Consider the following 12,403-nt stretch of genomic DNA (forward strand, 5'->3'; position numbering starts at 1 on the left):
CGCCGTGTCGGGTCGTCCTGTCCAGGACTGCTACCCGGGAAGCGACCGGTGAACCGTCCCGCCGTTCATCCCGCCCCGGGGGTGGGCAGCGAGACGGTGACGACCAGGCCGCCGCCCGGCCGGGGCGACGCGTGCACGGTGCCGCCGTGCGCCCGGGTCACCGCCCGGACGATGGACAGGCCCAGCCCGAAGCCCCGGTTGCCGGCTACCCGCTCCCGGTTCAACCGCCGGAACGGCAGGAAGATCGACTCGACCTCGTATCCGGGCACGACCGGCCCGCTGTTGCTGACGGTCAGCACGGCCCGGCCGTCGGCCGTCGTGGTGGTCACGGTCAGCCACCCGTCCTCGCCGACGTTGTGCCGTACCGCGTTCTCCAGCAGGTTCTGGGTCAGCCGTTCCAGCAGCACCGGGTCACCGACCGTCCGGGCCGGGGCCAGCGTCCGGGAGACCGCCAGTGTCGTCCGGGCGGCGGTCTGGTCGGTCAGGTGGGCGGCCACCTCGGCGAGGTCCACCTCGGTGCGCTCGGTCAGCGTGTTCTCCGACTCGGCGAGGGTGAGCAGCCCGTCGATCAGTCGTTCGTGCCGCTCGTTCACCGTGAGCAGCGTCTCCCCGAGCTGGCGCAGCTCCGCCGGGGCGTCCGGCCGGGTGACGGCCAGTTCGACCAGGGACCGGTTGATCGCCAGTGGGGTGCGCAGCTCGTGGGAGGCGTTGGCGACGAACCGCCGCTGGCCGTCGAAGGACCGGTCGAGCTTCTCCAGCATCAGGTCGAAGGTGTCGGCGAGTTCCTTCACCTCGTCGGTCGGACCGTCCAGGGCGATCCGCTCGTGCAGGCCCCGCCCGGCGCCGTCCGCGCCGGCGATCCGGCGGGCGGTCCCGGTGATCTGGTTGAGCGGCTGCAACGCGCGCCCGGCGACCAGCCAGCCGAACGCGACGGCGGCGACCGTCACCACGGCCAGCGCCACCCCGCCCTGGGTCAGCAGGGAGTCCAGCGCGTCCTGCCGGGCGTCCTCCTGTACCTGCCGCACCAGCCCGCGCAGAGTGTCCGCCTGTTCGGCGGTGATCTTCGTGCCGGACTGCGGCAGCGACGCGTTGCCGCTCTCCCGGCTGCGTAGGTCGAACCCGAGACCGCGGGTGAGGCGCTGGTCGACCAGCACGTAGGTCACGGCGAGCAGCACCGTTCCGGCGAACAGGAACAGCCCGCCGTAGACCAGCGTGAGCCGGGCCCGGATGGTCAGCTTCTTCACCGGATCCGGTACCCCGCGCCGGGCACCGTCTCGATGACCGGCGGCTCGCCGAGCTTGCGGCGCAGCTTCATCACGGTCACCCGCAGCACGTTGGTCAGCGGGTCGATGTGCTCGTCCCAGGCCCGTTCCAGGAGTTCCTCGGCGGAGACCACCGCCCCGTCGGCGCGCAGCAGCTCGGCCAGCACCCCGAACTCCTTGCGGGACAGCGGCACGTGCCGCCCGTCCCGGGTCACCTCCAGCCGCGCCGGGTCCAGCACGATGCCGGCCCGGGCGAGCCGGGGCGGCGCGGCCGGCCGGGTGCGCCGGGTCAGGGCGTGCACCCGCGCGCTCAGCTCGATGAACGCGAACGGCTTGGTCAGGTAGTCGTCGGCCCCGATGGCCAGTCCGGCGACCCGTTCCCGCACCGCGGCGGCGGCGGTCAGCATCAGCACCCGGGTGTCCCGCTCGGAGTCGACCACGGCCCGGCACACGTCGTCGCCGTGCACCACCGGCAGGTCCCGGTCGAGCACCACCACGTCGTACCCGTTGACCCCGAGCCGTTCCAGCGCGGCGTCCCCGTCGTACACGACGTCCACCGCGAATGCCTCCCGGCGCAGCCATTCGGCGATCGCGTCCGCCAGGAGTCGTTCGTCCTCGACCACCAGTACCCGCACCGTTCCATCCTCGCCCACCTCGGCATAACCACGCCGTTAACGGCACTCCGACGTTTACGCCCCGGCTACGCCCCGTGACGTTGACTCGACGGTGGACGCCGGCTCTCCCGCCGGCCACGAAAGATGAGGAGCACGAGACGATGCGGAGACGGCTGACGGGCGTACTGCTCGCCCTGCCCCTCGCGGCGGCCATCGGTCTGGCCGGCTGCGGTGGGGCCGACCAGACCGACGACGGGGTGGCCACGGCCGGTGGCGGCGGTGCGAAGCCGACGGTCGACGCCGCCGCGTTGAGCGACGAGGAGCGCCGGATCAAGTTCACGAGTTGCCTGCGCGACCAGGGGCTGGACGTGGCGGATCCGGAGCCGGGCCAGAACGGGCCGCGCTTCCGGCAGGGCTCCGACGTGGACCGCACGAAGGTCCAGGCGGCCCTCCAGGCGTGCCGCGAGTTCGCCCCGAACGGCGGACAGCCTCGGGAGCTCAACGCCGAGCAGGTCGACCAGGTCCGCAAGCTCGCCCGCTGCATGCGGGAGAACGGCGTGCCGAACTTCCCCGACCCGGACGCCGACGGCCGGATCCAGCCCGGAAAGGCCGACATCGACCGGAAGGACCCGGTGGTCCGGGCGGCCTTCGACAAGTGCCGCGAGGTGATGCCCAACCTCGACGAGCGCCTGGGGACGTCGTGAGCGCGCCCGTGGGGGCCGCCGCCGGGGCCGCCCCGGCGGGCGACGGGGACGGCGCGACGGAGACACCGACCCGGCGACGCCGGTGGCGGCCGGTCACCGTACTGGCCGCCGGGGCGGTCGTCGTGCTGGCCGGCGGAGCGGTCGCGGTCGGCGTGGCCTCCGACGGCAGCGCCGGGGAGTCGGCCGGGGCCGACCCGCTTCCGCCGACCAGCACCACCGTCGCCCGGCAGACCCTCGTCGACCGCGAGACCAAGACCGGCGAGCTGGGGTACGGCACCCCGCGCGCCCTGGACACCCGGTACACCGGCACGCTGACCTGGCTGCCCGCCACCGGGAGCACGGTCGCCCGGGGCAAGGCCCTGTACCGGGTCGACGACGACCCGGTGGTGCTGCTGCACGGCAGCCTGCCGGCGTACCGGACGCTCCGGTCCGGGGTCAGCGGCCGGGACGTCAAGCAGTTCGAGCAGAACCTCACCGACCTGGGCTACACCGGGTTCACCGTCGACAACGACTACACCTCCTCCACCGCCGACGCGGTCCGCCGCTGGCAGGAGGACCTGGGGGTGGCCGAGACCGGACAGGTCGAGCCGGGCCGGGTCGTCTACGCCGCCGGCACCGTCCGGGTGGCGAGCCAGGGCGCCGAGGTGGGGGACACCGTCGCCCCGGGGCGGACGCTGCTCTCGATCACCGGCACCACCCGTCTGGTCACCTGCACCCTGGACGTCGACGACCAGCGGCTGGCCCGCAAGGGCGCGGAGGTGACCCTCACGCTGCCGGACGGAAAACGGACCACCGGCCGGGTCGGCGCCGTCGAGACGGTCGTCCAGACGTCGGCCGGCTCGGCCGGACAGGACCCGGTCAGCGAGACGAAGATCGAGGTCTCGGTGACCGGGGACGACCCGGCCGCCCTCACCGGCTTCGACCAGGCGGCGGTCGACGTCGGGTTCGTGGCGGCGGAGCGGGCCGACGTGCTCACCGTGCCGGTGGCCGCGCTGCTCGCCCTCGCCGAGGGCGGGTACGGCCTCCAGGTGGTGGACGACGCCGGCACCCGGATCGTCGCGGTGAAGACCGGCCTCTTCGCCGCCGGCCGGGTGGAGGTCTCCGGCGACGGGGTCGTCGAGGGGCTGACGGTGGGGATGCCCGGTGACTGACCAGATCCGCGCCGGGACCGACCACGTGGTGCGGTTGCGGGACGTGACCCGGCGGTACGGCGACACCGTCGCCGCCCTCGACCGGGTCGACCTGACCATCGGCCGGGGCGAACTGGTCGCCATCGTCGGTCCCTCCGGCTCCGGCAAGTCCACCATGCTCAACGTCATCGGCACCCTGGACCGGCCCACCTCGGGCACCGTGTCCGTCGACGGGTACGACACGTCACGCCTGACCGACCGGGAGCTGTCCGCCCTGCGGGCCAGCCGGATCGGCTTCGTGTTCCAGCAGTTCCACCTCGCGGTGGGCGTACCGCTGGTGGAGAACGTCGCCGACGGGCTGCTCTACGCGGGCGTACCCCGGCGGGAACGGCACCGGCGCGCGGAGGTCGCGTTGCGCCGGGTCGGGCTGGGGCACCGCCTCGACCACCGTCCGCACCAGCTCTCCGGCGGCGAACGGCAGCGGGCGGCGATCGCCCGGGCCGTGGTCGGCGAGCCGCCGCTGCTGCTGGCCGACGAGCCCACCGGCAACCTGGACTCCACCTCGGGGGCCGGGGTGATGGAGCTGCTGCACGGGCTGCACACGGCCGGCACCACGGTCGTCGTGATCACTCACGACCGGGAGATCGCGGCGAGCCTGCCCCGCCAGGTGCGGATGCGGGACGGGCGGATCGTGACCGAGGACGTCCCGCTGGTCGAGGGGGTGTCCCGGTGACCGCGACGACGACCCGGGCCGCCACGCGCCCGGAACGGCTGCGGCCGGCCCGGATGCACCCGCGCGACGTGCTGCGGGTCGGCGGGGTGGGGCTGCGGACCCGTCCGCTGCGGGCCTTCCTCTCCGCGCTGGGCATCGCCATCGGCATCGCGGCGATGATCAGTGTCGTCGGGATCTCCTCGTCGTCCCGGGCCGACCTGGACCGGACCCTGGCGGCGCTCGGCACCAACCTGCTCACCGTCGCGCCGGGCAGCACCCTCTTCGGGGCCGATGCCCAACTGCCGGTCGAGTCGGTGGAGATGATCTCCAGGATCGGGCCGGTGCAGCAGGTGGCGGCGGTCGCCCAGCTCGCCGACACGCCGGTCTACCGGTCGGACCGGATCCCGACGGCGCAGACCGGTGGCCTGGGCACCCAGGCGGTCACCCTGGACGTCCTGGACACCGTCGGCGGCACGGTCGCCCACGGCACCTGGCTCAACGACGCCACCGCCCGGTACCCGGCCACCGTGCTCGGCGCGGTCGCCGCCGAACGGCTCGGGCTCGGCGCGGCCGGACCGGACATCCAGGTCTACATCGACGGCCGGTGGTTCACCGTGATCGGGATCCTCCGGCCGGTGCCGCTCGCCCCGGAGATCGACTCGGCGGCGCTGGTCGGCTGGCCGGCGGCCACCACCTACCTCGGGCTGGACGGGCACCCGACCCGGATCTACACCCGGTCCGCCGAGCAGCACGTCGAGGCGGTACGGGGCGTGCTGGCGGCGACCGCCAACCCGGAGCAGGCCAACGAGATCCAGGTGTCGCGGCCCTCGGACGCGCTGGCCGCCCGGCAGGCCACCGACGAGGCGTTCACCGGTCTGCTGCTGGGCCTGGGCGCGGTGGCCCTGCTGGTGGGCGGCGTCGGGGTGGCCAACACCATGGTCATCTCGGTGCTGGAGCGGCGGGCGGAGGTCGGGTTGCGTCGGGCGCTCGGCGCCACCCGGGGCCAGATCCGGACCCAGTTCCTCGCCGAGTCCCTGCTGCTGTCCGCCCTCGGCGGGCTGGGCGGGGTGCTGCTCGGGGTGCTCGTCACCACCGGTTACGCCTTCTCCCAGGGCTGGCCGACGGTGGTGCCGGCGTGGGTGATGGCGGGTGGCATCGGCGCGACGGTCGTCATCGGCGCGGTGGCCGGGCTGTACCCGGCGATCCGGGCCAGCCGGCTGTCACCCACCGAGGCCCTGGCCACGCCCTGAGGTGATGGACGCCGTCCCCGGCCCGGGGGACGGGTGCGGCGCCCGACGGCCGGTGGGGACACCGGTCGTCGGGCGCCGCGTGGCGTCGGGTCAGCGTCGGGTCACCTTGACGAGTTCCCAACCGCCCAGGTGCGAGTTCGGGTCGGTCCGCAGGTTCATCGGGTTCGCCATGCCGACGTAGAGCGTGGATCCCTCCGCGACCATGGTCCGGACACCCTGGTTGAGCGGGTTACCGAAGCCGGTCTTGTCGACCGCGCGGGCCGGCCGCCCGGGAACGTCGAACGACCACAGGTCGGAGCCGAAGGTGGGCGGGTCGTATCCGGGCTCGGGCTCGGCCGGCATCTCGCCCTCCAGGGCGATGTAGGCGAAGTCCATGGTGCCGACGTAGAGCCGGCCGGCGGCCACGGTCATCTTCCAGGCGTAGAGGTTGTACGGGTCACCGAAACCGGACCTTCCGTGCGCCGGGGTCACCCCGGTCGGGGTGGTCTCCCAGGCGCCGACCCCGTTGTTCGCCGTCGGGTCGAACGCCGGCAGCTCCGACTCGCCGTAGAGCGTCTCGACCGTCTCCTCGGCACCGCCGAAGTCCCGGCCCCGCAGGACGACGAAGGCCCGCTGGGTGTTCTCCACGGTGGCCTGGAGCTGCTGCTGGTTCTTGGGCGGGTAGACCCGGACGTGCAGCGCGGTGGCCTGGAGCGGGACGTGCATGGTGCCCCAGTAGAGGTACCCGCCGTAGGAGGCGAGGCCGCCGAGCGCGTACGTCCGCCGGACCACCGGGTCCGGCTCGTACTCGGCGGGCGACCAGACCTGGGTCCAGCCGGTGGCGTCCGGCGGGGTGAGGCCCGGCTCCCCGTCGGCCAGCGGCGGGCTCATCCAGAGGCTGCCCAGGTCGGCGGTGTTGTCGGCGGTGGCCGCGGCGCCCTCCACGATGGCCTTCGGCCAGGTGGTGACGTAGAGGCGGCCCTTGTGCGCGGCGATGTCGGCGGCCTGGGTCGGCAGGTCGCCGACCACGGCGAAGGCGAACGGGTTGGTCCGGTCACCGGTCCAGCGCAGGACCCGGCCGGCGTCACCGCCGTTGGTGCCCATTCCGACGCCCGCGTAGAGCACCCCGTCGGCGACGGCGAAGTGCCGGATGTTCTCGTAGTCGGCGAGGTTGGTCGAGCCGAGGTAGTTGCCGGTGAGGGTGTCGAAGGCGAACAGGTTGATGCCGGCGACGAGGCTGGGGCCGGCGAGCAGGACCACGCCCCGGTGGGCGGCGCCGCTGCGCAGCCCGGCCGTCGAGCGCAGCAGGGCGGCGTCCGCCGGCGACGCGTCGGTGACGTCCGCGGTCCGTTCGGTGAGCTGCTCGTCCGTCAGGTCGTAGGTGTAGACCTCCGGCGGCCGGTGGTCGCCGAGGTTGGCCGGCAGGGCGGGGTTCTGCCGGGCCGGCTGGCTGTTGGCGAACTCGCAGGCGTAGTCGTCGTTCAGGATCGGTTCCCGGACGTTGTAGCCCTCCGGCTTGAGGCAGAGGACGTTCGCCCCGGTGCCGAACCAGAGCTTGCGCCCGGCCTTGGCCAGACCCCAGACGTACGACTGGTTGACCTTCGCCTGGCCCACCGCGCAGGGCGGCCCGGCCGGGTAGTCGACGCCGACGCCGGCGAAGCACTCGTCGGCGGCGGCCTTGGCCAGCAGCCGTACGCTCTCCGGAGGCCGGGTGCCCCCGGCCTCGACCTCGGCGGCGGCCGGGGCGGCCGAGGTGGTCACGAGACCCAGTGCGACGAGGACGGTCAGTAGTCGACCTGGTGGTTGGAGCCGACGCATCTGTCTTCCTTCCGACACCGTGCGGGAGCGGCGCGGAGCCCGTGACGGGCCACCGGATTCGCCGCCGAGTGGAGGGGTTGCCACACGACTCGCCGGCTGTGCCCGTGCGTCGGGTTACTGCATTCCGGGAGCGTGCGGGAGAGACGTTAACACGCTCATCAATGGCACTCTATCGATTCTCCCCATTAAATAATTTGGAACGACGGGTGGCCCGTCGATCGATCGACGCACCCGTGCGGAACGTGTGCCGGGAGGCGGTCGCGCGCATTGTCGATCAACCGCGAAAGCCGGCCAAAGGTGCACAAGGTGCCGGTCGCCCCAGAGTAGGTGCAGCCAGGGCGGGCGCGCGTGTCCACAGTGCCTCGGCGTGGCGGCGGGTCGGGTTCGCGCGATTGTCGCCGGGGATTCTGGTGCGGCTATTTCCGGCCTGCGTGAAAAGGACCGTTGTTTACTCGGCATAAACCCGCGCCGTGACCGTTGACCGAGTTCACCACAAGTTCTCGATCGTCCGTGGAATTTCCACCGTCATCCGGTGCAATCTCAGGCGCCGGAGGCGTCGCCCCGCTTCGTCGTCGCCTTCAGGTAGTCGCGGTTCAGTCGGCCGATGGTGTTCAGCGGGATGCCCTTCGGGCAGACCACCGTGCACTCGCCGGCGTTGGTGCAGCCGCCGAAGCCGGCCTCGTCGTGCGCGTCGACCATGCCGAGCACCCGGGTGTACCGCTCGGGCTGGCCCTGCGGCAGCAGCGAGAGCTGGGTGACCTTGGCGGCGGTGAAGAGCATCCCGGAGCCGTTCGGGCAGGCGGCCACGCACGCGCCGCAGCCGATGCAGGCCGCCGACTCGAAGGCGGCGTCGGCGTCGGCCTTCGGGACCGGCGTGGCGTGTGCCTCCGGCGCGCTGCCGGTGGGCGCGGTGACGTACCCGCCGGCCGCGATGATCCGGTCGAAGGCGCTCCGGTCGACCACCAGGTCCTTGATCACCGGGAAGGCGCGGGCCCGCCACGGCTCGACGTCGATGGTGTCGCCGTCGGAGAACTGCCGCATGTGCAGCTGGCAGGCGGTGGTGCCGCGCTGCGGCCCGTGCGCGTTGCCGTTGATCATCAGGCCGCACATGCCGCAGATGCCCTCGCGGCAGTCGTGGTCGAAGGCGACCGGCTCCTCACCGGCGAGGATCAGCCGCTCGTTGAGCACGTCGAGCATCTCCAGGAAGGACATGTCCGGGGAGACGTCCTCGACCCGGTAGGTCACCATCCGGCCCTTGTCCCGGGTGCCCTTCTGGCGCCAGATGCGCAGGGTCAGGTTCACTTGTAGCTCCGCTGCGTCGGGTGGACGTATTCGAAGGTCAGGTCTTCCTTGTGCAGCACCGGGGGCTGGTCGCCGTCGGCGAACTCCCACGCCGCGACGTACGCGAACCGCTCGTCGTCGCGCTGCGCCTCGCCGTCCGGGGTCTGGTGCTCGGCCCGGAAGTGGCCGCCGCAGGACTCCTCCCGGTGCAGGGCGTCGACGCACATCAGCTCGGCCAGCTCGAAGAAGTCGGCCACCCGGCCGGCCTTCTCCAGCGACTGGTTGAGCCCCTCGCCGTCGCCGGGCACCCGGACCCGCTGCCAGAACTGCTCGCGCAGCGCGCGGATCTCGTCGATCGCCTTGCGCAGCCCGGCCTCGGAGCGCTCCATGCCGCAGTGCTCCCACATGATCTGGCCCAGTTCGCGGTGGAACGAGTCGACGGTCCGGTCGCCGTCCACCGCCAGCAGGCGCTGGAGCCGGTCCTCCACGCCACGTCGTGCCTCGACCGCCGCCGGGTGGCTCGCCGTCACCGGCGCGAACGGGCCGGCGGCCAGGTAGTTGGCGATGGTGTTCGGCAGCACGAAGTACCCGTCGGCGAGGCCCTGCATCAGCGCGGACGCCCCGAGCCGGTTCGCCCCGTGGTCGGAGAAGTTCGCCTCACCGATGACGAACAGGCCGGGGACGGTGGACTGGAGGTCGTAGTCGACCCAGAGCCCGCCCATCGTGTAGTGCACCGCCGGGTAGATCCGCATCGGCACCTGGTACGGGTCCTCGCCGGTGATCCGCTCGTACATCTCGAAGAGGTTGCCGTACTTCGCCTCGATGGCGTTGCGGCCGAGCCGGCCGATCGCGTCGGCGAAGTCCAGGTAGACGCCGAGCCCGGTCGGCCCGACCCCCCGACCCTCGTCGCAGACGTACTTCGCGGCCCGGGAGGCGATGTCCCGGGGGACCAGGTTGCCGAAGGAGGGGTAGATCCGCTCGAGGTAGTAGTCCCGCTCGTCCTCGGGGATGTCCTTCGGGCCACGTTGGTCGCCCTTGGTCTTCGGCACCCAGACGCGGCCGTCGTTGCGCAGCGACTCGCTCATCAGGGTCAGCTTCGACTGGTGGTCGCCGGAGACCGGGATGCAGGTCGGGTGGATCTGCGTGTAGCAGGGGTTGGCGAAGTACGCGCCCTTGCGGTGGGCCCGCCAGGTGGCGGTGACGTTGCAGCCCTTGGCGTTGGTGGAGAGGTAGAAGACGTTGCCGTACCCGCCGGTGGCGAGCACCACCGCGTCGGCGAACTCGGAGGTGATCTCGCCGGTCACCAGGTCCCGGACCACGATGCCCCGGGCCCGGCCGTCGACCACGATCAGCTCCAGCATCTCGTGCCGGGCGTTCATCTCCACCGTGCCCAGCCCGATCTGCCGTTCCAGAGCCTGGTACGCCCCGAGCAGCAACTGCTGGCCCGTCTGCCCCCGGGCGTAGAAGGTGCGCTGCACCTGCGCGCCGCCGAAGGAGCGGGTGTCGAGCAGGCCGCCGTACTCGCGGGCGAACGGCACGCCCTGCGCCACGCACTGGTCGATGATGTTCACCGACACCTCGGCCAGCCGGTGCACGTTCGACTCCCGGGAGCGGAAGTCGCCGCCCTTGACGGTGTCGTAGAAGAGCCGGTGTACCGAGTCGCCGTCGTTGCGGTAGTTCTTCGCCGCGTTGATGCCACCCTGCGCGGCGATCGAGTGCGCCCGGCGCGGGCTGTCCTGGTAGCAGTAGGTCCGGACCTGGTAGCCCTGCTCGGCGAGGGTGGCGGCGGCCGAACCGCCGGCCAGCCCGGTGCCGACCACGATCACCGTCATCTTGCGGCGGTTGGCCGGGTTGACCAGCTTGGCCTCGAAGCGGCGGCGGTCCCAGCGGGTCTCGATCGGACCGTCGGGTGCCGTGGCGTCGGCGACCGGGTCGCCTTCGACGTAGAGATCCATGATCAGTCCACCAATCCGGTGAGTACGGCGAACGGGACCGCCAGGTAGCCGGCGCAGAGCGCGACGGAGAAGAGCAGGGCGACGAGCCGGGCCCGGCGCTCGCCACGCGGGGTCTGCTGGCCGAGGCTGCGCAGCGCGCTGAAGAGGCCGTGTCGCAGGTGGAATCCGACGGTGACGATTGCCAGGGTGTAGAAGAGCGTGACGTACCACCGCGCGGGGGCGAAGTCGGCGACCACGTTGGCGTACGGGCGGCCCGGGTCGCCGACCGGGTTCAGCGTCCCGGTGGTCAGGTCGAGCAGGTGGTAGACCACGAAGAGCAGGATGATCACGCCGCCCCAGCGCATGGTCCGGGCGGCGTAGCTGCCCTGCACCTTCTTGCGGTGGGCGTAGCGGACCGGGCGGGCGGCGCGGGCCCGCCGGGCGAGCGCGGTCGCCGCCGCGATGTGCCCCAGCACCGCCACGAGCAGGCCGACACGCATGATCCAGAGGAACCAGACACCGGGCAGGATCGGCGCGCCGATCTCCCGGAGCCAGTGGGCGTAGTGGTCGAACGAGGTCTGCCCGGCGAACATCTTCAGGTTGCCGAGCATGTGCGCGACGAGGAACAGCACCAGGACGATGCCCGTCACCGCCATGACGGCCTTGAGGCCGACGCTGGAACGGACGGGCGACCGGGACGACGTGACTACCACGCGATCGACGCTAGGAGGAACTGCAATCAGTCGTCCAATGCATCAAACTCGCAGCTTGTATAGCTATAAGCTATGTAGATGCAGTTCCATCAGCTCCGGTACTTCGTGGCAGTGGCCGAACTACGACATTTCACGCAAGCCGCCGATCTCGTGGGGATCACCCAGCCATCGTTGAGTAAGCAAGTTCACGCCCTGGAGACGTCACTCGGCACCCCGCTCTTCGAACGTGTCCGAGGCAACATCGCCCTCACCGCCGCCGGTGAGGTGCTGCTCCCGTCCGCCAAGCGGATCCTCGCCGACGTGGAGACCGCGCAGCGCGAGGTGCAGGAACTGGTCGGCCTGCGCCGGGGACGCGTCCGCCTCGGCGCCACCCCCAGCCTGGTCACCTCGCTCGCCCCGCCGGTGCTGGCCCGGTTCCGCGAGGCGTACCCGACCGTGGACCTGCGGGTGGAGGAGGGCGGCTCCCAGGACCTCGTCCGGGACCTGCTCCGCGGCGACCTCGACCTGGCGCTGATCATCATGCCGGGCCAGGGCACCGACCCGGGGCTGCGCGTCGACCCGATCCTGCGGGAGAGCCTGGTGGTCGCCTCACTGGACCCGATCCCGGCCGCCGGCGGCGGCGAGCTGCGCATCGCCGACCTGCGGGACCAGCCCCTGGTGATGTTCCGGCAGGGCTACGACATCCGCGACGCCACCCTGGAGGCCTGCCGGGCCGCCGGCTTCGAGCCCTCCTTCGCGGTGGAGGGCGGCGAGATGGACGCCGTGCTCAGCTTCGTCGAGGCCGGGCTCGGGGTGGCCCTGGTGCCGGGCATCGTGGTCGCCCGCCGCCCCCGCATCCGGGTCACCCCGCTCGCCCCGCCCGGGGTGCGCCGGACCATCGCGGTGGCCCGCCGGCGGGACGCCGTACCCACCCACGCCGGCCGGGAGCTGCGCCGGATCCTGCTCGACCACATCCGGGACTCCTCCGCCCGGGGAAACCTGCCGCCCGGCGTCGCACCGCTCTGAC

The 12,403-nt window shown here is 72.4% G+C and carries 11 protein-coding genes; 5 read left to right on the forward strand and 6 right to left on the reverse strand.

Annotated features, from left to right (window positions below):
• Positions 1 to 65: 65 nt before the first annotated feature.
• Together QSK20_RS17930 and QSK20_RS17935 are read right to left on the reverse strand one after the other, a co-directional pair.
• On the reverse strand, positions 66 to 1,244 hold the full coding sequence (locus QSK20_RS17930) for a sensor histidine kinase (RefSeq protein ID WP_285789740.1): 1,179 nt from the start codon (positions 1,242 to 1,244) through the stop codon (positions 66 to 68).
• Positions 1,241 to 1,897, reverse strand: a complete 657-nt coding sequence (locus QSK20_RS17935; protein ID WP_285789741.1) for a response regulator transcription factor — start codon at positions 1,895 to 1,897, stop codon at positions 1,241 to 1,243. The genes QSK20_RS17930 and QSK20_RS17935 overlap by 4 nt, the downstream gene beginning before the upstream one ends.
• A gap of 140 nt (positions 1,898 to 2,037) precedes the next feature.
• Between QSK20_RS17935 and QSK20_RS17940 the strand changes: the two genes are divergently transcribed.
• Genes QSK20_RS17940 through QSK20_RS17955 form a run of 4 tightly spaced genes read left to right on the forward strand, consistent with a single transcriptional unit; the run spans position 2,038 to position 5,672 of the window.
• Complete coding sequence (locus QSK20_RS17940; protein WP_285789742.1) at positions 2,038 to 2,580, forward strand: hypothetical protein; 543 nt, start codon at positions 2,038 to 2,040, stop codon at positions 2,578 to 2,580.
• On the forward strand, positions 2,577 to 3,731 hold the full coding sequence (locus QSK20_RS17945) for a peptidoglycan-binding protein (protein WP_285789743.1): 1,155 nt from the start codon (positions 2,577 to 2,579) through the stop codon (positions 3,729 to 3,731). Before QSK20_RS17940 ends, QSK20_RS17945 begins: the two co-directional genes overlap by 4 nt.
• A gap of 25 nt (positions 3,732 to 3,756) precedes the next feature.
• The gene (locus QSK20_RS17950; RefSeq protein ID WP_285789890.1) at positions 3,757 to 4,443 is read left to right on the forward strand and encodes an ABC transporter ATP-binding protein; all 687 of its coding nucleotides are present in this window, start codon (positions 3,757 to 3,759) and stop codon (positions 4,441 to 4,443) included.
• A 53-nt stretch (positions 4,444 to 4,496) separates the two neighbouring features.
• The gene (locus tag QSK20_RS17955) at positions 4,497 to 5,672 is read left to right on the forward strand and encodes an ABC transporter permease (RefSeq protein WP_285789891.1); all 1,176 of its coding nucleotides are present in this window, start codon (positions 4,497 to 4,499) and stop codon (positions 5,670 to 5,672) included.
• Positions 5,673 to 5,762: 90 nt separating this feature from the next.
• Here the strand turns inward: QSK20_RS17955 and QSK20_RS17960 are convergent, their stop codons facing one another.
• The 4 genes from QSK20_RS17960 to QSK20_RS17975 all read right to left on the reverse strand — a co-directional run bounded on the left by QSK20_RS17960 (position 5,763) and on the right by QSK20_RS17975 (position 11,397).
• Positions 5,763 to 7,469, reverse strand: coding sequence for a hypothetical protein (locus QSK20_RS17960; RefSeq protein WP_285789744.1), 1,707 nt, complete (start codon positions 7,467 to 7,469; stop codon positions 5,763 to 5,765).
• Positions 7,470 to 8,009: 540 nt separating this feature from the next.
• Positions 8,010 to 8,771 (reverse strand): succinate dehydrogenase/fumarate reductase iron-sulfur subunit, encoded by a 762-nt coding sequence (locus tag QSK20_RS17965; protein ID WP_285789745.1) that lies wholly within the window; start codon positions 8,769 to 8,771, stop codon positions 8,010 to 8,012.
• On the reverse strand, positions 8,768 to 10,705 hold the full coding sequence (locus tag QSK20_RS17970) for a fumarate reductase/succinate dehydrogenase flavoprotein subunit (protein ID WP_285789746.1): 1,938 nt from the start codon (positions 10,703 to 10,705) through the stop codon (positions 8,768 to 8,770). The genes QSK20_RS17965 and QSK20_RS17970 overlap by 4 nt, the downstream gene beginning before the upstream one ends.
• Before the next feature lie 2 nt (positions 10,706 to 10,707).
• Positions 10,708 to 11,397, reverse strand: a complete 690-nt coding sequence (locus tag QSK20_RS17975; RefSeq protein WP_285789747.1) for a succinate dehydrogenase cytochrome b subunit — start codon at positions 11,395 to 11,397, stop codon at positions 10,708 to 10,710.
• 78 nt (positions 11,398 to 11,475) lie between these two features.
• Here QSK20_RS17975 and QSK20_RS17980 point away from each other — a divergent pair, with 78 nt between their 5' ends.
• Complete coding sequence (locus QSK20_RS17980; RefSeq protein WP_285789748.1) at positions 11,476 to 12,402, forward strand: LysR family transcriptional regulator; 927 nt, start codon at positions 11,476 to 11,478, stop codon at positions 12,400 to 12,402.
• Position 12,403 lies beyond the last annotated feature (1 nt).

It is taken from the genome of Micromonospora sp. NBRC 101691 (assembly GCF_030269285.1).
GTDB lineage: Bacteria > Actinomycetota > Actinomycetes > Mycobacteriales > Micromonosporaceae > Micromonospora > Micromonospora echinospora.

Coding starts and splice junctions, on each gene's coding strand:
- QSK20_RS17940 (WP_285789742.1), top strand. CDS start 2,038: ATGCGGAGACGGCTGACGGGCGTACTGCTCGCCCTGCCCCTCGCGGCG.
- QSK20_RS17955 (WP_285789891.1), top strand. CDS start 4,497: ATGCACCCGCGCGACGTGCTGCGGGTCGGCGGGGTGGGGCTGCGGACC.
- QSK20_RS17960 (WP_285789744.1), bottom strand. CDS start 7,469: ATGCGTCGGCTCCAACCACCAGGTCGACTACTGACCGTCCTCGTCGCA.
- QSK20_RS17970 (WP_285789746.1), bottom strand. CDS start 10,705: ATGGATCTCTACGTCGAAGGCGACCCGGTCGCCGACGCCACGGCACCC.
- QSK20_RS17980 (WP_285789748.1), top strand. CDS start 11,476: ATGCAGTTCCATCAGCTCCGGTACTTCGTGGCAGTGGCCGAACTACGA.